Raw genomic sequence first — 22,805 nt, 5'->3', positions numbered from 1 at the left:
ATTGGGTAATAACCCCCGTTTACGCGCCTCGCGCCAAACCCTTCACGGTTTCGCGCCGCGTACACTGTACGGATGCCTTTGATCACCCTGACCAACGTCGACTACAGCGTCGGCGGCCCCCTGTTGCTGGAACACGTCGACCTCACGATCGAACCCGGCGAACGCATCGCCCTGATCGGCCGCAACGGCGCCGGCAAGTCCACGCTGTTGAAACTGCTGGCCGGCGAGCTCAAGCCCGACGATGGCGACATCCGCGTCGAAGGTGGCCGCCGGATCGCGCGACTGGAACAGGAAGTGCCACGCGAGGCCAGTGGCGACGTGTTCGACGTGGTCGCCGCCGGCCTGGGCGAACTCGGCGCGCTGCTGGCGCAGTTCCATCATCTAAGCCACGCCGAACACATCGACACCATGGCGATGGAGAAGGTGCAGACCAAAATCGAGGCCGCGCACGGCTGGTCGCTCGACCAACGCGTGAACGAGACCCTGGAACGCCTCGGCCTGGACGGCGACGCCGACTTCGCGCGCCTGTCGGGCGGCATGAAACGCCGCGTTTTGCTGGCGCGCGCCCTGGTGTCGGCGCCAGACCTGTTGTTGCTGGATGAACCGACCAACCATCTCGATATCGCTGCGATCGACTGGCTCGAGGGTTTCCTGAAGGGCTGGAATGGCGCGCTGGTGTTCGTCACCCATGACCGGCGTTTCCTGCGCGCGCTGGCGACGCGGATCGTCGAGATCGACCGCGGCCAGGTGACGAGTTGGCCCGGCGACTGGAACAACTACGTGCGTCGCCGCGAAGAACGCCTGAACGCCGAAGCGCAGGAAAACGCGCGGTTCGACAAGTTGCTGGCACAGGAAGAAGCGTGGATCCGGCAGGGCATCAAGGCCCGCCGGACCCGCGACGAAGGCCGCGTGCGCCGGCTCAAGGCGATGCGCAACGAGCGCGCCGCCCGGCGTGAGCTTGGCGGCAATGTCCGCATGGACCTGGCGCAGTCCGAATCATCCGGCAAGAAGGTGATCGAAGCGCGCGAGGTGTCGTTCGCGCACGGCGCGCAACAGATCGTGGGGGATTTCAGCACCACCATCCTGCGTGGCGACCGCATCGGCCTGATCGGACCCAACGGCAGCGGCAAGACCACGCTGCTGAAACTGTTGCTCGGCGAACTGCAGCCGGATTCGGGTGAAGTGCGCCTTGGTACCCAACTTCAGGTCGCTTACTTCGACCAGTACCGTGCCACGTTGCGCGAGGACTGGAACGCGATGGAGAACGTGGCAGGAGGCTCGGATTTCGTCGAGGTCGGCGGCAAGCGCAAGCACGTCCTTGGCTATCTGCAGGACTTCCTGTTCACGCCAGAGCGCGCGCGGGCTCCGATCACGCGCCTGTCCGGCGGCGAGCGCAACCGCCTGTTGCTGGCACGATTGTTCGCGCAGCCGTCGAACCTGCTGGTGATGGACGAACCGACCAACGATCTCGACGTGGAGACGTTGGAGCTGCTGGAAGACCTGCTCGCGGATTATCCCGGCACGCTGCTGCTGGTGAGTCACGACCGCGATTTCCTAGACAACGTCGTGACTTCGACCATCGTCATGCAGGATGACAGCGGGTCAGGCGATGGACAGGTCGGCGAATACATAGGCGGTTACACGGATTGGCTACGACAGCGACCGCAGTCCACACCTGCTTCGACGCCGGTATCGAAGGCGATGCCAAAAGCAGAGGTCACCGTGGCTCCGCCGGCAAAGCGCAAGCTCAGCTACAAGGACGCGCGCGAACTGGAACAGTTGCCGTCGCGCATCGAGGCACTGGAAACGAAACTGCATGCGCTGACCGAGCGCATGAACGACCCGGCGTTCTACCAGGGCGACAGTGCCGCGATCACGACCCACAACGCCGAACTCGCAGCGACGCAATCCGAACTCGATGCCTCGTACGCACGCTGGGCCGAGTTGGATAGCGCCTGAGCACGTGTCCTATACGTTGGTTCGACTAGGCTCGGTGTCCCCGGACAACCAGGCCGGCCGCGATGGCGACTACGAAGAAGAACACCGGCGGATGGAAGACCTGCAGCCGTGGGCACAAATATCGCGGCCCTGGTCCATGCCCCATCTGCTGGCCGAAAGGTGCTGTGCGCGGCAAGACTAAAGCCAGCGGCTAATTGCTCTTTTCGGCGGCGGCATCCATCTCGTCGAACGCCGATTGTGGCAGCGCCAGGAACGCCCAGAACGGCAATGCGCGCGCCGTCCAATCCATGGAGGCTTCGTCGAGGATGTCGAGCAAGGTGTCGAAGTCGGCTTCCTCGGCATCACGCAATTCGCCCGCCTGATCGAACAGCAATGCGTAACCGTCGCCCGGCATCCATTCCAGGTCGCGTAGGTTGTCCGACAGCGCATCCCAGTTGCGGCCGAATGTGCCGGGAAAATCCAGTGCGGTGGCGATGCGCAGCAGCAGCGTAGGCTTGTCGTCGCAGCCGGCGAGGTCGATCCGCCGCACTTGCAAGCCGGCATCGCGCGCGGCCATGCCGAGACTGTCGAGATCGTCGCTGGTGACGAAGTACACGCCGGCGCGCGTGGGGTCTGACAGGCCCAGGTCCAAACCGGATTCGGTCATTGAAGCTGTTCCTCGGGTACGGAGAAGGCGCGGAAACTGTCGTAGTGGTCGTCGCTGTAATACCAGGCTTCCGGCGGCTGGCCGCCGGTGACGATGCGCCGCGCACCGCGATGGTCCAGACCCGGCGTATCGACGGTGTATTCGCGGTAATAGCCGCGCGGCTTCTGCGGCAGACGCCCTTCGCGATTGCCGAACGTGCTGCCGTCCTGACGGTGCGGAAACGGACCATCGCGGTGGATCAATTCGATGGTCGCCAGTGCCTCCGGCGGCAGGAAGTCGGGAATGTCAGGCCTTGCCAGCGGTGCCGTCGTTGACACAGGCAGCGTGGCCAGCGGTGCGGATTCGTTCGAAGTCCGGATCGGTGGCGGTGCGGGCGTCGGTCCAGGCGACGACACCGGCCGGGGCCAAAACATCCAGAGCGCGAACAGCAACGCCGCCGCGATCCACACCCAGGGGTTGCGTAAATGTTTACGCATGGCGATCTCCGGAAGTCGCGACGATGGCACGATACTCCATCGACGCCACGAAGCGTGTGATCGATGGAGGCAGCCATGCGCCAATTGGGACTCAGCGGATTCGGCCCGCCTGTGCCTGCAGAAATCCATCGCCTGTTCTTCGCGCTGTTGCCGGACGAAGTCGCGCGCAGGCAGATGGCCGAAGTCGCGACCGCACTACGGACCGCGCATGCGCCTCGTGGTCGCTGGATCAACGACCAGCGCTATCACCTCACCCTGCAATTCCTCGGCGACTTCAACGCTTTGCCGCAGGATGACATCGCCGCCGCGAAACACGCCGCATCGCAAGTGCAGGCGCCTGCCTTCGACTTGCCGCTGGATCGCATTGGTGGCTTCCCTGCGAGCCATGTGTGGTGGCTTGGGTGCGCCACGATGCCGGATGGCCTGCAGCGGTTATGGACCGAACTGGGCCTCTCGCTCGCGAAGGCACGCGTGCGTACGCAACGGTCGCATACGCTCACACCGCACGTCACCGTGTTGCGCAACGCCGCCGCGATGTTGCCCCCGACGCCGATCGCACCCGTGCCGTGGCGGGTGCGCGAATTCGTGCTGATCCACAGCAACAACCCGAACCCTTACCAAGTGCTGGGGCGTTGGCCGTTGCCGGGTTAAGGCCTGCTAACGCTCTCCGAGCAGGTCGCGTTGCTCCCCAGTGGTCGCCAGAGCATGTCCCTGCGAAAACAGGGGTGGTGTGTTGCGTGCCGCAGTGCCTTGCCGGCTGCAATGTCAAGGCGCACCCTCAGGCCCGGCGCAACCTGCTCGGAGAGCGTTAACAGGCCCTAGTGACGAATGTCGATGTCCGGCGAGCGATCGATACTGCCGTCGGCGCGCAGCACGATGAAATCGGAATCGGTGGCGAACAACACCGGCATCGGATGGTCCAGGGCCTGGCGCACGAAGCCGAGTTTCCAACCCATGCTTTCCGACATGCGCAGCATGCGTTGCTGCTCCGTCGTCAGGTTGATGCAACGGCGAACGGCGATCCAGTGCACAGGCGTGCGTCTGTCGTAGGGCATGGCATGGTCCCCCTGCTTCCTTACCCTTACTAAGCAAAACGAGGCTGCAGGTGACCGACGGACGCCGTACATCGGTTCACTCGTAACGAATATCGAAAGCCGGGGCAAAATAAGTCGTCCACCCGCACCGGAGCCCGTGATGGCCAGCCGCGACGCGCGTATCGATGCCTACATCGCGAAGTCCGCCGAATTCGCGCGGCCGATCCTCACGCACCTGCGTGGGGCGGTGCACGCAGCTTGCCCGCAGGTGGAGGAAACCTTGAAGTGGAACGCGCCGGTTTTCATGTACGGCGGCAAGATCCTGTGCTCGATGGCGGCGTTCAAACAACACGCCGCGTTTGGCTTCTGGCAGGGCGCACAGGTGGTCGAGCACGACCCTAGAGCGGCGGAGGCAATGGGCCAGTTCGGCCGGATCACCAAGCTCGCGGATTTGCCGGGCAAGGCCGAGTTCACGCGCTACGCCAGACGCGCGATGAAACTGATCGACGAAGGAGTGAAGCCGCTGCCGACCAAGACCGGCAAGCCCAAGCCATCGCCAGCACCACCGGCCGATCTCGTGGCTGCATTGAAGAAGAACAACCAGGCGCAGGCCACCTTCGACGCATTTCCGCCCAGCCATCGGCGCGAATACGTCGAATGGATCACTGAGGCGAAGCGCGATGAGACACGGCAGAAGCGGCTTGCGCAGGCGATCGAATGGCTGTCCGAGGGCAAGCCGCGCAACTGGAAGTACATGAACTGTTGACGCCATCCAGCCGCACACAATGAAACGGGGCCTCGCGGCCCCGCTTGAGTATCAATCGCTGCAGCGGTCAGTGGCTGAAATCCACCGCGAAGCTGATCAGGGTCCCTGGAATGCGTTCCAGGCCTGCCGGGCAATCGTCATCCAGCGGCACATTCGACACGCGCTCGCCGGTGCCGCGATTGACGCAGACCTCGAACTGCTCGCCGGCGCCGCTCTGGGTGACGCTGTAATCGTTGTCGCTGCCGATGAGTATCAGATGACGGCCGTCGGCGAGGCGCGGACCGATCGCCAGGCCTTCGAGCTTTTCCGGGATGTCGGTTGCGCCAGCCGCATGCAACGCGGCAAGGATGTCGAGTTCCGGCGCCTTGCCCACCGCCACCACACCCGCAGGCAGGTCATTGCTGCCGGCCAGCGACACTGCACTCACGTCGCTCGCACCCGACAGCGAGATGCGGTACACGCGTTTGTGCAGCGGCGCGGCGGTGACTTCGACGCCGAGACCACGGTTGTCGCGTTCCAGCACCAGGAAGTCGGTGTCGCTGAGCGCATGGATCGCGCTCAGGCCGATGCTGCGACCCTGGTTGGTCGCCGAGAAATCGTCGGCCGTGCTTGGGTCGATCGCATTGAGCGCGCTGATTGGTTCCAGGCGATACACGTACTGCGCCGTGGCCGCACCGCTTTCAACATCGAACTCGACCACGCGCACGTTGCGGCTGCGGCGGCCATCGTTGCTGCCGCCTTCGTTGACCAGCGGATCCTGCATCACCGCGTACAACTTTTTGCCGCTGGCATTCAGCGTGATGCCCTCGAAGCCACGATTGTCCTGGCGGCCACGGACGATGGTCGGCCGGCCGTTGACGTAATCGAGCATGTTGTTCGCGGTGCGCGCGACCAGGTTGTTCGGTGTGGAGAAGGCGCGGATGAACTGGCCGCTCGATGTGAACTCGTACACGCTCGGGCCGTATTCGTCGGCCACATAGAAATGCCCGCCCTTGCCGACCGCGAGGCCTTCGGGATCGAAGCTGGCGCCAAGTGTCGCGACATCGCCATTGAGCCACAGCGGATTGAGGCCATTGAATGGCAGCTGGTCTTCGCCACTGAGCAGGATTGTCTTGTCGATTACCGGCTGACCGATCGCGCCGGTCGCAGCGTCGTAAGGAATACGCAATCGCTGCACCCGTGTCGCGTAGTCAATCAGCCCGCCACCCGGGCCGCGATCGGACAATGCATACCAGTAGCCGGTCTTCGCGTCGAACACCAGGTCGGAATAGAAGCCGAAGCGGTTGAGATTGGCAGCATCAGCCGTACCTTTCTTCAGGCGCGTTGCGTCGGATTGCGTGGCCGGCGTTTCGATCTTGCTGACCAGTGTCCAATCGGCGGCGAACGCCGGCGTGGCGAGGGCGAGTAGCACGGTGGCGGTGGCAGTGCGGATCATCGGCGATTTTCCGGTTCGGACCAGCCGCCGACGCTAGGGGTGAGGTGTTGCAGGGATGTGACCGGTGCCGGGAGCCGGGTCGCCACTCACGAAACAATCACGGCTGTGCAACGGTCCTGTCTTCAAAAAAAATCGCCGACGATGTCGATTCCGTGATTTTCAGTTCGTCGTACCAGTAAGAGCCAAGGTTCAGCCAGGTCCGAACCCCGGCTCCCAACCAACCAGGAGAATCTACGATGCGTGTCATGGTGATAGTCAAAGCGAGCAAGGACTCGGAAGCCGGTGTGATGCCGAGCGAGGAACTGCTAACCGAGATGGGCAAATTCAACGAGGAACTGGTCAAGGCTGGCGTGATGCTGGCGGGCGAGGGTCTGCATCCGAGTTCGAAGGGTGCGCGTATCCAGTTTTCGGGCACCAAGCGCACGGTGATCGAAGGGCCTTTCAGTGAAACCAATGAACTGGTCGCAGGCTTCTGGCTGTGGCAGGTGCGATCGATGGAAGAGGCGATCGAATGGGCCAAGCGCTGCCCGAATCCGCATCCAGGCGAGTCCGAGCTAGAAATCCGCCAAGTCTTCGAGGCCGAGGATTTCGGCGCCGAGCTCACGCCAGAGTTGAAGGCGCAGGAAGAACGGCTGCGCGCACAGGTCGCCAAGCATTGATCCCTGGCTGGCCGCCTGTCAGATACGCGGCTTGCGGCCAATCGCGTTGCAAAGATCGGCCGATGTGTCGATTCGGCCGTTCACCGTTCGTCATGGTTGTAGAGACGGGATTGCCGTCTCATGAAATTCAGGAGATAAGCATGCGAGTCGAGCCTTACCTGTTCTTCAATGGCCGTAGCGAGGAGGCCATCGAGTTCTACCGCCGTGCGCTCGGCGCCGAGGTGCTGATGCTGATGCGGTTCAAGGAAGCGCCGCCGGAACCGGCTGCCGAAGGCTGCCCACCGCCGTCGCCCGAGAACGCCGACAAGATCCTGCATGCCGCACTCCGCGTTGGTGCGACCACGGTCATGCTCTCCGATGGGAACAACGAAGGCGCGCTCGACTTCCGCGGCTTTGCCTTGTCGCTGGATGCGCGGGATCCCGCAGATGCCAAGCGCCTGTTCGATGCCCTGGCCGATGGCGGTACAACCGTGCTGCCGCTGGGACCGTCGTTCTTCTCGCCTAGCTTCGGCATGGTCACGGACCGCTTCGGCGTGATGTGGATGGTGATCGTCCCGCAGGAAGGCACGCCATGAGCACGCAGATCTTCGTCAACCTGCCGGTCAAGGACCTGGATCGCTCGGTCAAGTTCTTCACAGCGCTGGGTTACACGTTCAATCCGCAGTTCACCGATGAGAACGCCACGTGCATGATCATCGGCGAGAACATTTTCGCCATGCTGCTGGTCGGACGCTACTTCAAGACCTTCACTGGCAAGGCGTTGTGTGACACGCAGAAGAACGCGGAAGCCATCATTGCCCTGTCGGCAGACAACCGCGCCCAGGTCGACGAGATCGTCGGCAAGGCTGTAGCCGCCGGTGCAGCAACGCCGCGACCTGTGCAGGACCTCGGATTCATGTACCAGCACGGATTCGAGGACCTGGACGGACACCTTTGGGAATATTTCTACATGGACCCGAAGGGGCCACCGCAGGGTTGATTCACAGGCGGTAAACCTTCCGCCCTTGTGGCGGCGGAGCGAAGATGGTGTGATCGGTCGTCATGACGGCGACCGACACGCATACCCACATCCAACGCACCATCGATGCAGTCTGGCGGATCGAATCGGCCAAGCTCATCGCCAGCCTCGCGCGCATGCTGCGCGATGTTGGCCTGGCCGAAGAACTGGCGCAGGACGCACTCGTCGTGGCACTGGAGCAGTGGCCGCAATCGGGAGTTCCGGACAATCCGGGCGCATGGCTCATGACTACCGCGAAGCACCGGGCGATCGATCGGCTGCGTCGGAGCAAGCTGCTACAACGCAAGCACGAGGAAATCGCGCGAGAACTCGAGGCCGAGCAGGAAGAGGCTACCGTGTCGCTCGTCGATGCCCTTGACGACCACATCGGCGATGACCTGCTGCGCCTGGTGTTCGTTGCCTGCCACCCGGTGCTGTCCACCGAGGCGCGCGTCGCGCTGACGTTGCGCCTGCTTGGCGGTTTGACGACGGACGAGATCGCGCGTGCGTTCCTGGTGCCGGAACCGACCATCGCCCAACGCATCGTCCGTGCCAAGCGCACGCTCGCCGAAAAGAACATCCCGTTCGAAGTACCGACCAAGGAAGAGCTACCGGCGCGTTTGTCGTCGGTGCTGGAAGTGATCTACCTCGTCTTCAACGAGGGTTACTCGGCGACCGCCGGCGACGACTGGATGCGACCCGCATTGTGCGAGGACGCCCTGCGGCTCGGCCGCATCCTGGCCGAGCTCGTTCCGCTGGAATCCGAAGTCCATGGCCTCGTCGCGTTGATGGAGATCCAGGCCTCGCGCTCACGGGCGCGCGTCGGACCTACGGGCGAGCCCATCCTGCTGCTCGAACAGGACCGCGCACGCTGGGATCAGTTGCTCATTCGCCGCGGTTTCGCCGCACTCGATCGCGCCCAGGCGCTGGGTGGCGCACATGGTCCTTACGCGCTGCAGGCCGGAATCGCTGCCTGCCATGCCCGCGCGCTGACGGCAGAAGCCACCGATTGGCCGCGCATCGCCGCGCTTTACGAAGACCTGGCCAGGCTCCTGCAATCGCCAGTGGTGGAATTGAACCGTGCGGTCGCCGTCTCGATGGCACAAGGCCCGGCCGCAGGCCTGATCCTGGTCGATGCGCTGACGTCGGAGCCTACGTTGCAGCGTTATCACCTGTTGCCCAGCGTGAGAGGCGATCTGCTCGGCAAGCTCGGCCGCTTCGACGAGGCGCGGGCGGAGTTCGAGCGTGCAGCAACACTCACCCGCAATGCCCGCGAGCGTGAGTTGCTGCTTGCACGGGCTGCGGCGTGCTCAACCTGATCGTCCAGGCAAATGCAGCAGATCGTCGACTTCATCCTGGAACTGGACAAACTGAAAGGCGTGGCGCGCAAGGTCCGTCCGCTGGGCCTCGATCGCTATGAGAATTCCGCCGAACACAGTTGGCAGATCGCATTGCTGGCCGCGTCCCTGGCGCCCCATGCCGGGCCAGCAATCGATATCAATCGTGTGACCGCCATGCTGCTGGTGCACGACATTGGCGAGATCGATACCGGGGATACGATGGTGTTCGTCGAACACGGCTGGGAAGAACGCAAGGCGGCCGAACTGGCGGCAGTGAAGCGGATTTTCGGGATGCTGCCGGAACAGCAAAGAACCACGTTCCAGGCGCTCTGGCAGGAGTTCGAGGACGGTGACACGTCTGAAGCCCGCTTCGCCCATGCCGCGGATCGGGCGATGCCGATACTGCTGAACCTGGCCAATGAAGGTCAAAGCTGGCGCGAAAACGGCATCAGCCATGAGCGCGTGATCGGCCGCGTGGGCCCGCCGATCAAGGCGGGCTGCCCGGCCCTGTGGGACTACCTGGAAGTCCGCCTTGAAGAAGCTCGCCAAAAGGGCTGGTTCGGCGCCTGAGTGGCGTGAAGTAGGGATTCCTACTCGGACAGGAATCGCCCACAACCTCGATAGGTCCGGTCGCCGACAGTGAGTTCGGCCGAGGCAGGGTACGTCGCATCGCTCATGCCATCGCTGCAGGATTTACGCTCGATCACCAGGCGCACCTTGGCGCCGTCGTGCGCAGTGCCGGCATAACCAAGCAGGCCGGAGAGCGACTGCAGCGCGCCGACATCGACCATGCGTTCGCCATAATCGAGTTCAGCATGCAGCGAAGGAGCTTCGCCCATGCCAACTTCGGCAAACCATCCTGGTTCGTTGCCGACGGCGCGGAAGCCGATGCCGCGTGCCTTGGCGTCGTCCCAGGGTGAACTACCTTCATCGTCGCCACCGCCGGCCATGCGCATCGGCAATTCGACGGATTTGCCGTCGCCCGGTGACACCGGCACGCGCGTGTCGGTGACGAAGATCAATTCGCCGCTGACGTCATACATCGACGCATGCAGGCCGTACTGCCCATTCGCGCGCAGCTTGGCGGATTCGAAGGGCAGGGTGAATGGGATCGGAGAGCCATGATCGATGCCGGTGACGGTTGCTTCGGCAATCACGGCCTGTGGCGAGTCGGCCAGCAGGTTGTCGATCAATTGCACGCGCAGGCTAGCGCCGGGTGCCATCTTGATTTTTTCGCGATAGGTCGCGTTGCCGGTAATGACATTCTGGGTTGGCATGGCTTGCCCGCCTGCTGGCGTGCTGTCGGATTTTGGCGCGTTGTCGGCTTTCGGGCAGGCCGCCAGCGACATGCCGAGGGCGAGCAGAAAAAGTATGCGGGCAACGGTCGACATGGGCTTCTCCTCGCGACGATCTCGCGTTAACGACGATTGTGCGTCAATCGATGCCACCAATCGAGGGTCGTCGACATGATCCGCAAACTGCCATCGGGCGAATATCGCCTCTATTCGCGCAAAGCCGATCCCCGCACCGGTAAACGTCGCAATCTCGGCACGTTCGGTACCCGTGCCGCGGCCGAGAAACATGAACGCGAGGTGCAGTTCTTCAAGCGCCGCGCTTAGGCCTTGACCAGCTAGCGCGAGCCCAACATCACCCGCCGGGCCGGACGGCCGATCAGATCGAGGAAATTGTTGAACACCTCGTCGGCGCTGCGTTGCATCGCGCCGATATGCGTGAGCGTGTGCTCGCGGATGGCGTTCTCGTCGTGGCCGAGTCCGGCGTTGGCGAGTTCGTCGCGATAAACGGGGGTAGACAGCCACCGCTCGATGAGCGGCTGGTCCATTTCGAGATGGAACTGGAAACCGTAGGCGGACTCGCCCCAGCGGAAGGCCTGGTTCTCGCAGATCTCGGTACGTGCGAGATGGTGCGCGCCGTGCGGCAATTCGAAGGTGCGGCCATGCCACTGGAACACCGGCATGCGCGCGCCCAAAGGCGACAACACCGGATCGCCGCGACCGTGCTCGGTGGTGTGCAGGTCGTACCAGCCGATCTCGGGTTGCCGATGCCGGCGTACCGGTGCACCGAGCGCATGCGCCAGGAGCTGCGCACCGAGGCAGATGCCCAGGACCGGCTTGCCTTGTGCCAGGGCCTGTTCGATCACCGCCAATTCGGTTTTCAAATGCGGGTGCAGGTGCTGCTCGTCCACGTTCATCGGCCCACCGAGCACGATCAACCCGCGATAGCGGTCGATGCTCGGCACCGCGTCGGGATGGCGATGGAAATTGACGAAGCGGACGCGATGGCCGCGACGGCGGATCAGCGGATCGAGGGTTCCCAGCGGTTCGGCGGCGACGTGCTGGAAGACGAGGATGCGGGGCATGCGCGGATTCTATTGGATGTCGCATTTCGCGGCCCGCTCACTTCGTGGCGACTACAGTCGGGACATGGACAGGGCCGCGCCATCCGCCGTCGTCCGTACCAACGTGGTCATCGCGCTGGGCCCATTGCGGCTGCAAGGCATCCTCGACCAGCCCCACGCACCGCATGGCATCGTCCTGTTCGCACACGGGTCCGGCAGCGGTCGCTTGAGCCCGCGCAACCAGTTCGTGGCTTCGGTCCTGCAGCAGGATGGTTTCGCGACACTGCTGTTCGACCTGCTGACGGTCGATGAGGAGCACGCCGAGCGCTTTACGCGGCACCTGCGCTTCGATATTGCGTTGCTTGCCGATCGGCTGTCAGGGGCGACGCGCTGGGCAATCGAGCAGCCGGTATTGGCACCATTGCCGATCGGCTATCTGGGCGCGAGTACCGGTGCCGGCGCCGCGCTGGTCGCTGCCGCGGTTGCTGCTTGGTCGAATGTGTATGAAGTGGGCGCAGTCGTCTCGCGTGGTGGGCGTCCCGACCTTGCAGGCGCGGCGCTGCCGCGGGTCCACGCACCGACTTTGCTCATCGTCGGCGGCGACGATACGGAAGTCATCGCCTTGAACCGGCGGGCGCTGGCACAACTGCGCAGCGAAAAGGAACTGCGGATCGTGCCCGGGGCCGGCCACTTGTTCGAGGAGCCCGGCACGCTGGAGACCGCAGCGCGGCTCGCTGCTGACTGGTTCCAACGCCACCTGCACGCAACGAGGACGGCAGCATGAGATATCGCGACCGCCGGCAGGCCGGACGAGCGCTGGCCCTGCAACTAGCCGAGTACGTGGGACGCGACGACGTCGTGGTGCTGGCGCTGCCGCGTGGCGGCGTCCCGGTGGCCTTCGAGGTCGCACAGGCGCTGCACGCACCGTTGGACGTGTTCCTGGTGCGGAAACTGGGCGTGCCCTGGCACGAGGAACTGGCGATGGGTGCAATCGCCAGCGGTGGCGTGCGCGTACTGAACGACGAGGTCGTCAGCCAGCTCGGTATCGACGCAGGCACCATCGATAAGGTTGCGGCGCGCGAGCAGGCAGAGCTGCGTCGGCGCGAACAGGCCTATCGACAAGGGCGTCCCGACCTCGACCTCGATGGCAAGACGGCGATCGTGGTCGACGATGGCCTCGCAACGGGATCCACCATGCGTGCGGCGATCGTCGCGTTGCGCAAGCTCAGGCCGGCGCGGGTGATCGTTGCGGTGCCGGTCGCGGCGGCCGAGACCTGTCGCGAATTGCGCGCCATTGCCGATGCTGTCGTGTGCACGGTGACGCCGTATCCATTCGGCGGCGTTGGCGCCTGGTACGAGGATTTCAGCCAGACGGAAGACGACGAAGTCCGCCTGCTGCTGGCACAGGCTGGACGCAATGCCAGGCCAGGCGGGACCACGCCGACGTGGACGTCGCGCTGATTGCACGCCATGCCCTGGCGCTGAACGGTACGTCCGCTGACTATGACCCCTTGTTGGCGCGCATCGGTGACGCGACCCTGGTCCTGATCGGAGAAGCCTCGCACGGCACCCACGAGTTCTATCGCATTCGCGCCGAGATCACGCAGCGACTGATCGTCGAAAAGGGCTTCACCGCCGTCGCAGTCGAAGCTGATTGGCCGGATGCGTATCGCGTCAATCGTCATGTGCGCGGCGAAGGCGATGATCGCGATGCCAATGGCGCTTTGTCCGGCTTTCGACGCTTTCCGACGTGGATGTGGCGCAATGCCGAAGTGCGAGAGTTCGTGGACTGGCTCCGCGCGCTCAACAATCGTCTCGTCGAGGAAACGAGGGTCGGCTTCTATGGCCTGGACCTGTACAGCCTGCACACCTCGATCGCGGCGGTGCTCGATTACCTGCAACAGACCGACCCGGCAGCGGCACGGCGCGCGCGCTATCGCTATGCCTGCTTCGATCATTTCGGCGAGGACGTCCAGGCCTACGGCTACGCTGCGAGTTTCGGCCTGACCGAATCCTGCGAGGATGAAGTGATCGCGCAACTGCTGGAATTCCGCCGCGCCGCCGCACGTGCCGACGATCACAGCGACGATGCGTTGTTCTTCGCAGAGCAGAACGCCCGGCTGGTCCGCAACGCCGAGGCGTATTACCGCAGCATGTTCCGCGGCCGCGCCGAATCCTGGAACCTGCGCGACGGCCACATGATGGAGACGCTTCAAGCCTTGCTCGATCGCGGCACCAGTCGCGCGCATCCGGTCAAGATCGTGGTGTGGGCGCACAACTCGCACTTGGGCGATGCGCGCGCGACCGCGATGGGGCAGGGCGGGGAACTCAACCTCGGCCAACTGGTCCGCGAGCGGCATCACGATGCTGCGGTGCTGGTGGGCTTCAGCACGTATGAAGGTACGGTCACGGCAGCTTCGGATTGGGACGAGCCGGCCGAGTGCAAACGCATGCGACCGGGACTGCCGGGCAGTTACGAGGCGCTGTTCCATGAGATCGGGATCAAACAGGCCGGCCTCAATAGCTTCCAGCTCGACCTCGGCGATCCGACACTCGCCGCGGCATTACGCGGACCGCTGCTGCAGCGCGCGATCGGCGTGATCTACCGGCCGCAAACCGAACGCGTGAGCCATTACTTCCACGCCGAACTCAGCCGCCAGTTCGACTGGCTGCTGCACCTGGACCGCACCCGTGCCCTGGCACCGCTGGAGCGCGGCGAGCATTGGGATCATGGCGAACCGCCGGAAACCTATCCCAGCGGTTTCTAGGGGCTACTTCGGCGCCGCCGCCGTGCGCAGCACCGGATACAGGTTGTAGCGCTCGTCCCACGACGAATGCCGGCGAGCGAAGAACTCCAGTCGCGCAGCTGGATTCTTGGCGAACTCGGCGTCGCTCTTCAGCCGCTGCTCGAACTCGGCCTTCAGCGCCGGGTCTTTCGTCAGTTGTTCGCGCGCGACGTCCTCGGCGACGTAGGCTTCCATGTATTCCTTCTGCTCGAAGGCGTTGTTGAATTCGCCCCACGCAGCGAGCGCATCCGGTGCTTGCGGCTCCAGTAGTGCGATCACCAGTTGCGCCTTCGGTTGCGCAATCGGCACGAACAACGCGCCGGCGCCGACATCGCGAGATTCCGGCTTCCACGTGCCTTCCACATCCAGGCGCTGGTGGCCTTCGACCGAGCCCGTGCCGAACTTGGTCCTGGTTGCGCGGAACGCCTCGACTGCCGTTTTGCCAAGCGCGCGGTCGAGGACACGATAAGCGATGCCGTGCTGCTTGAGCTTCGCGCCGACCCACGCTGCGTGTTCCACCGGCACCAGATAGCCGGCCTTCGGGGCAGTGATGGTGAGCGCCGGCCGGATGTCGTCGCGCAACGGTGTCTTCCAGATGGCAGGTTTGCTTTCGTCGTAGCGGGTCATCAGCGCGCCGGAGATTTCGGACGGCGTTCGGGTGTATTCGTAGCCGCGGAAATCCACCGTCCGCACCTTGTCGCTGGCGGCGTAGGTGAGCGCAACCGGCTGGCCGCCCGATTTCGTTGCACGCGCATCCGCCTCACGCGCGATGCGCAGCCAGTCGCGGCCGTGCTGCGCGGTCTGCTCCGCCACTGAGACAACGATGTTGCGGGTGACTTTGACGCGGTGTGGGTAGTCGCGCCACGAATGGGTTTCGACCAGCATGGCGAAGCGGTTGCGCAACTGGAAATAGCCGGTGGAAAAGCGCGGCGGCGGGACGCCATCGACGAAACCCGAAAGCGGGTTGTCGAACTCGACGAACGAGGGATAGAACGACAGCGGCAGCGAACCTTGCCTTGCGATGTCGGCGATCACATCGTCGCGGAACGCACGCCCGGCTTTGCGCAGCTCGGCGTCGCCGGCATGGACCGGTTCGACCTGGATCGCGACGTCGTGCTCGAACTTGGCGCCATCGGTGACGTGCAGGTCGACGTAGGCGATGGGATCCCAGGTTTCGACCAGTTGCAGCATCGCCTGCATTTCAGGCGTGTCGGCCTTCAGGTAATCGCGGTTGAGGTTGTAGTTCTGCCCGGTGGTACGCCAGCCCATCTGTTCGGGACCACGCTGGTTGGGACGGTTCCAGGCACCGAAGCGTTCGTGGCCGTCGATGTTGAACACCGGCACGAACACGATGACCTGCTGTTCGAGCGCGCCCTTCGCGGCGTCTCCATCGAGCATCTGCCGCAGTGCGAGGAAGCCCGCATCCTTGCCGTCGATTTCACCCGCATGGATGCCGCCTTGCACCAGCAACACCGGCAGGCCGCGCCCGCGTGCGGCTTCGGCGGTCAACGCACCCGACTTCGATACGGCCAGAACCTTCATTGGCCGGCCTTCCGGCGTGGTTCCGAAATCGAAGCAGCGCACTGCGTCCGGATACGCCTTGGCGAAGGCGTCGCAAAGCGCGATGACTTCGTCGTAATGGCCGGTGCGGATGAAGCCGGAGCGTTCGGCCACGGTGGTCAGCGCGGGATCGGCCGCGGCCGCGTCCAGGACAGTGCAGGCGAGCAGGGCGGCGAGGAGCAGGGGACGGGGCATCGGGCGCGTCTCTCGAAAGGAGACGGAATGGTAGCCGAGCCCCGTACGCGGACCGCCATGACTATCGTCACGGGAATGGCACGACTTCGGCAGCCGGTGACCTGCGTGCGATCATGGCGGCTCCGTGCCAGGAGACGTGCCCGATGTATTCGCTCTACTACGCCCCCGGTGCCGCAAGCATGGTCGTGCATTGGCTGCTGCTTGAGCTCGATGTGCCGCATGAATTGCACCTGGTCGACACCGCGACTGGCGCGCAGAAGCGCCCGGAATACCTGGCGCTGAATCCGAATGGCGTGGTGCCGACGCTGGTTGTCGACGGCAAGCCGATGTTCGAGGCCGCGGCGTTGGTCATGACGCTGGCCGATCGCGATCCGCAAACGCGATTCGCACCCACGCCTGATGATCCATTGCGGCCGCACTACAACCAGTGGATGTTCCATCTGGCCAATGCGGTGCAGCCATTGTTCCGCTTGTGGTGGTATCCGCACGAAGCCGCGGGTGAGGCGCAATCCGACGCCGCCCGTGCGCACGTGCAACCACGCATCGAGGCTGCGTGGAGCCGGCTCGATGCGCAACTCGCTGCGCATGGCCCGTACCTGCTCGGCGATACGCTGTCCGCCGCCGACTTCTACCTGACGATGCTGATGCGCTGGTCGCGCAACATGCCGAAACCCGGGCACAGCTGGCCACACCTAGGGGCGCTAGCTGAACGGATGAAATCACGGCCGTCGTTCAAAAGGCTGTACGAGCGCGAGGGTCTCGCCGAGTGGGCATGAACGCCGCGCCAACCCTTGGGTTAGGCTTCCGCCCTTGCTGAACGAAGAGTGCCGTAGATGACGACTACCGCCGAAGCCATGCCGCAGGCTGCGAAGCTGCCGCGGCAGATTCCCTACATCATCGGCAACGAGGCGTGCGAACGCTTCAGCTTCTACGGGATGCGCAACATCCTGACGCCGTTCCTGGTGTCGACGATGCTGCTGTATGCGCCTGAAGCGGAACGCGCCGGCATCGCCAAGGACGTGTTCCACAGCTTCGTCATCGGCGTGTATTTCTTCCCGCTGCTCGGCGGCTGGCTGTCGGATCGGTTCTTCGGCAAATACAACACGGTGATGTGGTTCTCGCTGATCTACTGTGCGGGCCACGCCTGCCTGGCGGCATTCGACGACAACCGCACCGGCTTCTATACCGGCCTGTTCCTGATTGCGTTCGGGTCAGGAGGCATCAAACCGTTGGTCGTCTCATTCGTCGGCGACCAGTTCACGCAGGCGAACAAGCATCTCGCCAAGATCGTGTTCGACGCGTTCTATTGGACGATCAACTTCGGCTCGTTCTTCGCCTCTCTGCTGATGCCGATTTTCCTGCGCAACTATGGCCCGGCCGTGGCGTTTGGGATTCCCGGCATCCTGATGTTCATCGCGACGGTGATCTTCTGGATGGGGCGCAGGCAATACGTGCGCGTGCCGCCGACAAGGGGCCAGGATGCCGACTCGTTTTTCAATGTGGCCAGGACTGCACTCACCGCCAGGGTTTCCGGACAGGCAAGGCCTGGCTTCGTGGTGGCGGCCACGGGCGCGGCGCTGGCGATCGGCATCATGCTGTGCTGGGCGACCGCGCCGGCGTGGTGGCCGGGAGGCTTCGAGTTCGTCATCTCCGCCTGCCTGGCGCTGGGCGCGCTGATCGCCTTCGGTGGCATCGGTACCGCGATGCAGTTGGAGCGTGCGCGTGGCAGGCATCCGGACGAGGCCGTCGACAGCGTGCGTTCGGTGTTGCGCATCCTGATCGTGTTCGCGATCGTGACGCCGTTCTGGTCGCTCTTCGACCAGAAAGCTTCGACCTGGATCCTGCAGGGCAACGAGATGCGCGTCCCGCATGAGGCCTGGTGGTGGCCGAGCTGGCTGGTCAAGGAACCCGCGCAGATGCAGGCGCTGAACCCGCTGTTTGTGATGCTGATCATCCCGTTCAACAACATCGTGCTGTACCCGGTGTTGCGGCGCCTCGGCTTCGAACCGACTGCCTTGAAGCGCATGGGCTGGGGGATCGCGTTCTCCGGCATCGCATGGATCGCCGCCGGTGCGATTCAGTTGCACCTCGATAGCGGCGCGTCGACTTCGCTGGCATGGCAGACGTTGCCCTACATCCTGCTGACCTTCGGCGAAGTCCTGGTCTCGGCCACCGCGCTGGAATTTGCATATAGCCAGGCGTCGTTCGCGATGAAAGGCGTGATCATGGCGTTCTGGTACCTGTCGGTCACGTTTGGCAACCTGTGGGTCCTGCTCACCAATGCCGCGGTGCGCAACGAAGCAGTGATCGGTCGGATCGCGAACACGGGGCTCAGCGAGAACGCCTTCCTGATGTTCTTCTTCGCCGGTTTCGCGTTCCTGGCGGCGCTGGTGTTCGCGTGGTACGCAAAACGCTATCCGATGCAAGACAATTACCGCACCGTAGGCGCCTGACAATAGATGAATCTTTCCCTGACCTGGGTACTGATCGGCATCACCGTGCTGGTGTCGTGGCAGGCCTTCAACAACCCGCGCGTGCTCGATCGCCTGATCCTGTGGCCGCCGGCGATCGATCGCCAGAAGCAATACGACCGCCTACTGACGCATGGTTTCATCCATGCCGACTGGGGTCACCTGATCTTCAACATGATCACGCTGTACTTCTTCGGCAGCCTGGTCGAGCGCTGGTTCGTCCCATCGATTGGTCATGTCGGTTATGTGTTGTTCTACCTGTCGGCGATCGTGGTCGCGATCCTGCCGACCTACAGCACGCATCGGCACGATGCGCATTACCGCAGCCTCGGCGCATCAGGCGCGGTATCGGCAGTGTTGTTCACCTTCATCCTGATCCAGCCGTGGTCGCCGATCTACATCTTCTTCATCCCGATCGGCATCCCCGCGATCGTGTATGCCGTGCTCTACGTCGGCTACTCGATCTGGATGGACAAGCACGGCCAGGACAACGTCAACCACAGCGCGCACCTGTGGGGCGCGGGCTATGGCGTGATGTTCGCTTTGCTGGTGGAGCCGGAAGTGCTTGGTAGTTTTATCCAGGAACTGACGCATCCATCGTTCGGGTAGTTCATTCAAGACTGGGGACATTGAAATGGAAGTTCGGGGATCGGTCTGCTCGGCGTTGGTGCTTGCCTGCATGTTTGCTGCAGGGTCTGTTGTTGCGACCGATTTGCCTCCGATCCCCGACAAGTCCGAAGTCGAGCAGTTCAAGGATGTTCCTGCGCCGTGGCGCGAATACCTGATCAAGGCGCGTGCCGCAGAAGGTATCGCAGACCCATTGCAACGGTGCGTAGCCTTCCCGGACATTCCAGGCAACACGTGGCCAACGGGCCACTCGCGCGCGCATTGTGAATCGCATGCGCGAGTCTCCTTGCCGAGGGCAGAACTCGACCGAATGCTCGATGAGCGCCTGTACACGGAAGCGGAGCAACGACTGGATACCTTGCTGGCGCAGCATTTCCTCAAGGATGGTTTCAGCGAAGAGATCGACTTCGTGTTCGATGGATTCGCCGCCGGCAACGCGGTTACCGACGCACGCACCGCAGCGTGGCTGGTGGCACGGCCTGACAGTGCCTATGCGCACCTGGCCAGAGGGGTACATCTTGTAGAAGCCGGCATCGATGCGCGCGGCGGCAATTACGCGAGCAAGACACCGCAGGCGCAACTCGACCGCATGCATGCGTTGATCGGTGAGGGTATTCCCGAGCTGGAAGCAGCAGTGCGCATCGAGCCGCGCCTGATGCCGGCCCATGGTTGGTTGATCCGCGCTGCCATGTACGTTTCGCGCGGCGCGCTCGAAGACGCCACCTTCGAAGCGGCGCAGAAAATAGAGCCTGCCTGCCAGACCATCTATTTGCGGAGATTCAACGCATTGGAACCACGCTGGGGCGGTTCGTACGAGGAAATGCTGGCATTGGCGCAGGTGGTTGCACAGCATGTTGCGCAGCGACCGCAGCTGGCGATCTATCTCGCCGCGCCGTATGCGGATCGCGGTGACTGGCTCATCGTGGGTGGTCAGAAGAACCAGGAGACAGCCGAGATCCTCGACATCGCCGTACGGCTGGGCTCGGATGAGGGTGCGCTCAACGACGCGGCCGACGTTGCGCTCAATGCAAAAGACGAGGCCCGCAACTACTGGAAAGCGATCGCCTACCTGTTGCAGGAAACCCGTTTTCGCGACGGCAGAAGCTGGGCGCACCGGAACATCGCGAGCGCTTTCGTCCGCCAGGAACCGGCATGGGCCCTGCGCCATGCCCTGAAAGCCGTGGCGGACGACTCGAAGGATGAGTACGCGAACTACTATCTGGCAGCGAGCTATTACAACACCCGGCAATACGCGCTTGCCGAAAAGTATTACCTGGTCGCGATCGAGGACGAAGATACCGACAAGCGACAGGCCTCACTGCGCGAGCTCGTGAGCATGTGGACGTTCGATCCCGGACGGGAGCGTAAAGCTGGGGCCCAGAAGGCCAGGCCCTACCTGGACCGGTTATTGAAGGAATACCCGGAGGACGGTTATGGCTGGATGTTCAGGGTCGCCAGCGACAGCATGATCCATGGTTCGACGAGCGAAGAGGTGATCCGGAATTTCCTGCGCTACGCAGACCGGAACGATCCGAGGCAGGCGCAGCTGGTGGACGAACTCGAACGGGTGCGGAAGCATCCGGTGATACGGAGCAAGTAGCAACGCTCACTTCGGCTGAATGTCTGCCGTGTTATCTGATCCTTGCTGACCGGATCGGAGGCAGATCATGGCAACCGCGAAAAAAGCAGCGAAAAAAGCAGCGAAAAAGACAGCGAAGAAGGCCACGAAGCGCACTGCGGCCAAGCGTTCGGCGCGCAAGATCGTAGCGAAGAAAGCCGCGAAGAAGGCAGCCAAGAAGACTGCGCGCAAGGTGGTGAAAAAGGTTGCGGCGAAGAAGGCGTCGGCACGCAAGCCAGTGGCAAGGAAAGCGGCTCGCAAGGCGACCACGGCCGTTAAGAAAACAGTCAAGAAGGCTGCCAAGAAAGCGGTCGAGAAAGTTGTAAAGAAGGCTGCCACCAAGCCGGTCGCCAGGAAAACCGCGCGCAAGGCCGCCCCACGCAAACCGCGCAAGATCACTCCTGAGCAGGCCCTGGCCAACACCCGCGCCTTGCTCGAAGCCAAGCAGGCCCACGACCGCGAGACGCCGCCGTGGCAGGCGTTGGAGACGCAGGGTCACGTCCCGCAGCCGGGATTCCAGTCGGATGAAGCGCGGGCCAAGGCGGAGGAACTGCACGCCGGTGAGAGCCGGATGCAGGCGATTCAGGGCAGCATCGGCACGCAGGATCGGCATAATCAGGGCAAGCGCGATGCCAGATGACGATCGATCGCTGACCCTGTTTTGCGGCCTGGACCGATGATGACGCTCGATATCCACCACGATCCCGTCGCCCGGCGTTTTTATACTTTGGTCGAAGGCTCCGAGGCCGAAGTGACTTATTACTACGACGGCGCGACCATCCTGGTGATCAGCCACACTGGCGTGCCGCGACCGATCGCAGGCCGCGGCATCGCCTCGGAACTGGTCCGCTCGGTGTTCGAGTTCGCCAGGAGCGCCAACCTGAAGGTGCGCCCGGCCTGCTCCTACGCCGCGGCCTGGGTGCAGCGGCATACGCAATACGCGGACATCATTGTTTGAAGCCGCGTCGTCTGAAGCCGGATCGCCTGAAGCGTCGGCCAGGCCTTCCGGGCGCGTAGAATGCGCCCCCCATGCGCCTCAACAAACACATCAGCGACACCGGTTTCTGCTCACGCCGCGAGGCCGACCGCCTGGTCGCCGAAGGGCGGGTCACGGTCAATGGCCTGCGCGCGAGGATCGGCGCCGAGGTAGGCGAGGGCGACGAGGTCCGCATCGATGGCCAGCCGCTGCGCACCCGCGCCGCGGCGAAAGGCCAGCGCAAACACGTCTACATCGCGCTGAACAAACCTGTCGGGATCACCAGCACCACCGAGTCCTCCGTGAAGGACAACATCGTCGACTTCGTCGGCCATGAACAGCGGATCTTCCCGATCGGCCGCCTCGACAAGGACTCCGAAGGCCTGATCCTGCTGACCAGCAACGGCGACATCGTCAACGAGATCCTGCGCGCCGAGAACAAGCTGGAGAAGGAATACCTGGTGGCGATCAACCACGAGGTCACCCCCGAATTCCTGCGTGGCATGGCCAAGGGCGTGCCGATCCACGGCGAGCTGACCCTGCCGTGCAAGACCGGCAAGCTGGGGAAATTCGGCTTCCGCATCGTCCTGGTGCAGGGCCTGAACAGGCAGGTCCGGCTCATGGCCGCGCATTTCGGCCACCGGGTGAAGCAGCTGCTGCGGGTCCGGATCGGCAACGTGAAGCTCGGCCACCTCAAGCCCGGGCAGTGGCGGAATCTGACCGACGCCGAGCTCCGTGGCCTGCTGCCCCAGCGGACCGAATGGTGACGGGCATCGATTCGTAAGCCCCCCATTCACACTTTGGGGGAAAAGTAAGGTAAGGTGCGCCCACTGTTCCAAGCGGGATCACGGTACATCGTGGCCCGATGCGGTTGATCCATTACGATCCGCTACATCGCTCGCGT

General features: G+C 63.5%; 25 protein-coding genes and 1 pseudogene. 19 read left to right on the top strand and 7 right to left on the bottom strand.

Annotated elements, in window-relative coordinates:
• The first annotated feature begins 72 nt into the window (after window positions 1–72).
• Window positions 73–1,959 carry an ATP-binding cassette domain-containing protein gene (locus MO486_RS01260; RefSeq protein WP_242903946.1) on the top strand — a complete coding sequence of 629 codons (1,887 nt, stop codon included), beginning with the start codon at window positions 73–75 and terminating at the stop codon, window positions 1,957–1,959.
• Between the two features lie 190 nt (window positions 1,960–2,149).
• Here the strand turns inward: MO486_RS01260 and MO486_RS01255 are convergent, their stop codons facing one another.
• Window positions 2,150–2,605 (bottom strand): barstar family protein, encoded by a 456-nt coding sequence (locus tag MO486_RS01255; RefSeq protein ID WP_242903943.1) that lies wholly within the window; start codon window positions 2,603–2,605, stop codon window positions 2,150–2,152.
• Window positions 2,602–2,925 (bottom strand): annotated as a pseudogene (locus MO486_RS01250) (ribonuclease domain-containing protein); the annotation flags it as partial. The gene MO486_RS01255 and the pseudogene MO486_RS01250, both read right to left, overlap by 4 nt.
• Window positions 2,926–3,156: 231 nt before the next feature.
• Here MO486_RS01250 and thpR point away from each other — a divergent pair.
• Window positions 3,157–3,732 (top strand): RNA 2',3'-cyclic phosphodiesterase, encoded by a 576-nt coding sequence (gene thpR, locus MO486_RS01245; protein WP_242903941.1) that lies wholly within the window; start codon window positions 3,157–3,159, stop codon window positions 3,730–3,732.
• 167 nt (window positions 3,733–3,899) lie between these two features.
• Here the strand turns inward: thpR and MO486_RS01240 are convergent, their stop codons facing one another.
• Window positions 3,900–4,136 (bottom strand): hypothetical protein, encoded by a 237-nt coding sequence (locus MO486_RS01240; protein ID WP_242903939.1) that lies wholly within the window; start codon window positions 4,134–4,136, stop codon window positions 3,900–3,902.
• 139 nt (window positions 4,137–4,275) lie between these two features.
• On the opposite strand from MO486_RS01240, the gene MO486_RS01235 reads away from it, so the two are divergent.
• On the top strand, window positions 4,276–4,881 hold the full coding sequence (locus MO486_RS01235; protein WP_242903936.1) for a YdeI/OmpD-associated family protein: 606 nt from the start codon (window positions 4,276–4,278) through the stop codon (window positions 4,879–4,881).
• Between the two features lie 67 nt (window positions 4,882–4,948).
• Here MO486_RS01235 and MO486_RS01230 read toward each other — a convergent pair whose 3' ends face one another.
• The gene (locus MO486_RS01230) at window positions 4,949–6,316 is read right to left on the bottom strand and encodes an esterase-like activity of phytase family protein (RefSeq protein WP_242903933.1); all 1,368 of its coding nucleotides are present in this window, start codon (window positions 6,314–6,316) and stop codon (window positions 4,949–4,951) included.
• Window positions 6,317–6,552: 236 nt separating this feature from the next.
• On the opposite strand from MO486_RS01230, the gene MO486_RS01225 reads away from it, so the two are divergent.
• From MO486_RS01225 to MO486_RS01205, 5 genes are all read left to right on the top strand, one after another.
• Window positions 6,553–6,975 carry a YciI family protein gene (locus tag MO486_RS01225; protein WP_242903930.1) on the top strand — a complete coding sequence of 141 codons (423 nt, stop codon included), beginning with the start codon at window positions 6,553–6,555 and terminating at the stop codon, window positions 6,973–6,975.
• Window positions 6,976–7,115: 140 nt separating this feature from the next.
• On the top strand, window positions 7,116–7,550 hold the full coding sequence (locus MO486_RS01220; protein ID WP_242903927.1) for a VOC family protein: 435 nt from the start codon (window positions 7,116–7,118) through the stop codon (window positions 7,548–7,550).
• Window positions 7,547–7,954: a VOC family protein gene (locus MO486_RS01215; protein ID WP_242903924.1), complete on the top strand. Its 408-nt coding sequence runs from the start codon at window positions 7,547–7,549 to the stop codon at window positions 7,952–7,954. Before MO486_RS01220 ends, MO486_RS01215 begins: the two co-directional genes overlap by 4 nt.
• A 62-nt stretch (window positions 7,955–8,016) precedes the next feature.
• A complete protein-coding gene (locus MO486_RS01210; RefSeq protein ID WP_242903922.1) occupies window positions 8,017–9,291 on the top strand; it encodes an RNA polymerase sigma factor in 1,275 nt (424 codons plus the stop codon).
• Window positions 9,292–9,303: 12 nt separating this feature from the next.
• On the top strand, window positions 9,304–9,882 hold the full coding sequence (locus MO486_RS01205; RefSeq protein WP_242903920.1) for an HD domain-containing protein: 579 nt from the start codon (window positions 9,304–9,306) through the stop codon (window positions 9,880–9,882).
• Window positions 9,883–9,902: 20 nt separating this feature from the next.
• Here the strand turns inward: MO486_RS01205 and MO486_RS01200 are convergent, their stop codons facing one another.
• The gene (locus MO486_RS01200; protein WP_242903918.1) at window positions 9,903–10,703 is read right to left on the bottom strand and encodes a YbaY family lipoprotein; all 801 of its coding nucleotides are present in this window, start codon (window positions 10,701–10,703) and stop codon (window positions 9,903–9,905) included.
• Between the two features lie 75 nt (window positions 10,704–10,778).
• On the opposite strand from MO486_RS01200, the gene MO486_RS01195 reads away from it, so the two are divergent.
• Window positions 10,779–10,931, top strand: coding sequence for a hypothetical protein (locus MO486_RS01195; RefSeq protein ID WP_242903916.1), 153 nt, complete (start codon window positions 10,779–10,781; stop codon window positions 10,929–10,931).
• An 11-nt stretch (window positions 10,932–10,942) separates the two neighbouring features.
• Here the strand turns inward: MO486_RS01195 and MO486_RS01190 are convergent, their stop codons facing one another.
• Entirely contained in the window at window positions 10,943–11,689 is a 747-nt protein-coding gene (locus MO486_RS01190) for a gamma-glutamyl-gamma-aminobutyrate hydrolase family protein (RefSeq protein WP_242903914.1), read from the bottom strand.
• Between the two features lie 64 nt (window positions 11,690–11,753).
• Here MO486_RS01190 and MO486_RS01185 point away from each other — a divergent pair, with 64 nt between their 5' ends.
• The 3 genes from MO486_RS01185 to MO486_RS01175 are packed head-to-tail and all read left to right on the top strand — an operon-like array spanning window position 11,754 to window position 14,436.
• Complete coding sequence (locus MO486_RS01185; protein ID WP_242903912.1) at window positions 11,754–12,452, top strand: alpha/beta family hydrolase; 699 nt, start codon at window positions 11,754–11,756, stop codon at window positions 12,450–12,452.
• The gene (locus MO486_RS01180; protein WP_242903910.1) at window positions 12,449–13,129 is read left to right on the top strand and encodes a phosphoribosyltransferase; all 681 of its coding nucleotides are present in this window, start codon (window positions 12,449–12,451) and stop codon (window positions 13,127–13,129) included. The genes MO486_RS01185 and MO486_RS01180 overlap by 4 nt, the downstream gene beginning before the upstream one ends.
• Window positions 13,114–14,436, top strand: coding sequence for an erythromycin esterase family protein (locus MO486_RS01175; RefSeq protein WP_242903908.1), 1,323 nt, complete (start codon window positions 13,114–13,116; stop codon window positions 14,434–14,436). Before MO486_RS01180 ends, MO486_RS01175 begins: the two co-directional genes overlap by 16 nt.
• Before the next feature lie 3 nt (window positions 14,437–14,439).
• Here the strand turns inward: MO486_RS01175 and MO486_RS01170 are convergent, their stop codons facing one another.
• The gene (locus tag MO486_RS01170) at window positions 14,440–16,209 is read right to left on the bottom strand and encodes a M14 family metallopeptidase (RefSeq protein ID WP_242903905.1); all 1,770 of its coding nucleotides are present in this window, start codon (window positions 16,207–16,209) and stop codon (window positions 14,440–14,442) included.
• 143 nt (window positions 16,210–16,352) lie between these two features.
• On the opposite strand from MO486_RS01170, the gene MO486_RS01165 reads away from it, so the two are divergent.
• The 7 genes from MO486_RS01165 to MO486_RS01130 all read left to right on the top strand — a co-directional run bounded on the left by MO486_RS01165 (window position 16,353) and on the right by MO486_RS01130 (window position 22,668).
• A complete protein-coding gene (locus MO486_RS01165) occupies window positions 16,353–16,985 on the top strand; it encodes a glutathione S-transferase family protein (RefSeq protein WP_242903903.1) in 633 nt (210 codons plus the stop codon).
• Between the two features lie 57 nt (window positions 16,986–17,042).
• On the top strand, window positions 17,043–18,662 hold the full coding sequence (locus tag MO486_RS01160; protein WP_242903901.1) for an oligopeptide:H+ symporter: 1,620 nt from the start codon (window positions 17,043–17,045) through the stop codon (window positions 18,660–18,662).
• Between the two features lie 6 nt (window positions 18,663–18,668).
• The gene (locus MO486_RS01155) at window positions 18,669–19,289 is read left to right on the top strand and encodes a rhomboid family intramembrane serine protease (protein ID WP_242903899.1); all 621 of its coding nucleotides are present in this window, start codon (window positions 18,669–18,671) and stop codon (window positions 19,287–19,289) included.
• Between the two features lie 25 nt (window positions 19,290–19,314).
• Window positions 19,315–20,907, top strand: a complete 1,593-nt coding sequence (locus tag MO486_RS01150) for a DUF4034 domain-containing protein (protein WP_242903897.1) — start codon at window positions 19,315–19,317, stop codon at window positions 20,905–20,907.
• 67 nt (window positions 20,908–20,974) lie between these two features.
• Window positions 20,975–21,565: a hypothetical protein gene (locus MO486_RS16455; protein WP_345779188.1), complete on the top strand. Its 591-nt coding sequence runs from the start codon at window positions 20,975–20,977 to the stop codon at window positions 21,563–21,565.
• Between the two features lie 39 nt (window positions 21,566–21,604).
• Window positions 21,605–21,883: a GNAT family N-acetyltransferase gene (locus MO486_RS01135; RefSeq protein ID WP_242903893.1), complete on the top strand. Its 279-nt coding sequence runs from the start codon at window positions 21,605–21,607 to the stop codon at window positions 21,881–21,883.
• A 71-nt stretch (window positions 21,884–21,954) separates the two neighbouring features.
• Window positions 21,955–22,668: a pseudouridine synthase gene (locus tag MO486_RS01130; RefSeq protein ID WP_242903891.1), complete on the top strand. Its 714-nt coding sequence runs from the start codon at window positions 21,955–21,957 to the stop codon at window positions 22,666–22,668.
• Window positions 22,669–22,805 lie beyond the last annotated feature (137 nt).

It is taken from the genome of Lysobacter sp. CFH 32150, from assembly GCF_022758295.1.
GTDB lineage: Bacteria > Pseudomonadota > Gammaproteobacteria > Xanthomonadales > Xanthomonadaceae > CFH-32150.
Note: the sequence above shows the minus strand (reverse complement) of the source record. Positions and strands in the feature narration are given on the sequence as shown.

Coding starts and splice junctions, on each gene's coding strand:
- MO486_RS01260 (WP_242903946.1), top strand. CDS start 73: ATGCCTTTGATCACCCTGACCAACGTCGACTACAGCGTCGGCGGCCCC.
- MO486_RS01255 (WP_242903943.1), bottom strand. CDS start 2,605: ATGACCGAATCCGGTTTGGACCTGGGCCTGTCAGACCCCACGCGCGCC.
- thpR (WP_242903941.1), top strand. CDS start 3,157: ATGCGCCAATTGGGACTCAGCGGATTCGGCCCGCCTGTGCCTGCAGAA.
- MO486_RS01240 (WP_242903939.1), bottom strand. CDS start 4,136: ATGCCCTACGACAGACGCACGCCTGTGCACTGGATCGCCGTTCGCCGT.
- MO486_RS01235 (WP_242903936.1), top strand. CDS start 4,276: ATGGCCAGCCGCGACGCGCGTATCGATGCCTACATCGCGAAGTCCGCC.
- MO486_RS01230 (WP_242903933.1), bottom strand. CDS start 6,316: ATGATCCGCACTGCCACCGCCACCGTGCTACTCGCCCTCGCCACGCCG.
- MO486_RS01225 (WP_242903930.1), top strand. CDS start 6,553: ATGCGTGTCATGGTGATAGTCAAAGCGAGCAAGGACTCGGAAGCCGGT.
- MO486_RS01220 (WP_242903927.1), top strand. CDS start 7,116: ATGCGAGTCGAGCCTTACCTGTTCTTCAATGGCCGTAGCGAGGAGGCC.
- MO486_RS01215 (WP_242903924.1), top strand. CDS start 7,547: ATGAGCACGCAGATCTTCGTCAACCTGCCGGTCAAGGACCTGGATCGC.
- MO486_RS01210 (WP_242903922.1), top strand. CDS start 8,017: ATGACGGCGACCGACACGCATACCCACATCCAACGCACCATCGATGCA.
- MO486_RS01205 (WP_242903920.1), top strand. CDS start 9,304: ATGCAGCAGATCGTCGACTTCATCCTGGAACTGGACAAACTGAAAGGC.
- MO486_RS01200 (WP_242903918.1), bottom strand. CDS start 10,703: ATGTCGACCGTTGCCCGCATACTTTTTCTGCTCGCCCTCGGCATGTCG.
- MO486_RS01195 (WP_242903916.1), top strand. CDS start 10,779: ATGATCCGCAAACTGCCATCGGGCGAATATCGCCTCTATTCGCGCAAA.
- MO486_RS01190 (WP_242903914.1), bottom strand. CDS start 11,689: ATGCCCCGCATCCTCGTCTTCCAGCACGTCGCCGCCGAACCGCTGGGA.
- MO486_RS01185 (WP_242903912.1), top strand. CDS start 11,754: ATGGACAGGGCCGCGCCATCCGCCGTCGTCCGTACCAACGTGGTCATC.
- MO486_RS01180 (WP_242903910.1), top strand. CDS start 12,449: ATGAGATATCGCGACCGCCGGCAGGCCGGACGAGCGCTGGCCCTGCAA.
- MO486_RS01170 (WP_242903905.1), bottom strand. CDS start 16,209: ATGCCCCGTCCCCTGCTCCTCGCCGCCCTGCTCGCCTGCACTGTCCTG.
- MO486_RS01165 (WP_242903903.1), top strand. CDS start 16,353: ATGTATTCGCTCTACTACGCCCCCGGTGCCGCAAGCATGGTCGTGCAT.
- MO486_RS01160 (WP_242903901.1), top strand. CDS start 17,043: ATGACGACTACCGCCGAAGCCATGCCGCAGGCTGCGAAGCTGCCGCGG.
- MO486_RS01155 (WP_242903899.1), top strand. CDS start 18,669: ATGAATCTTTCCCTGACCTGGGTACTGATCGGCATCACCGTGCTGGTG.
- MO486_RS01150 (WP_242903897.1), top strand. CDS start 19,315: ATGGAAGTTCGGGGATCGGTCTGCTCGGCGTTGGTGCTTGCCTGCATG.
- MO486_RS16455 (WP_345779188.1), top strand. CDS start 20,975: ATGGCAACCGCGAAAAAAGCAGCGAAAAAAGCAGCGAAAAAGACAGCG.
- MO486_RS01135 (WP_242903893.1), top strand. CDS start 21,605: ATGACGCTCGATATCCACCACGATCCCGTCGCCCGGCGTTTTTATACT.
- MO486_RS01130 (WP_242903891.1), top strand. CDS start 21,955: ATGCGCCTCAACAAACACATCAGCGACACCGGTTTCTGCTCACGCCGC.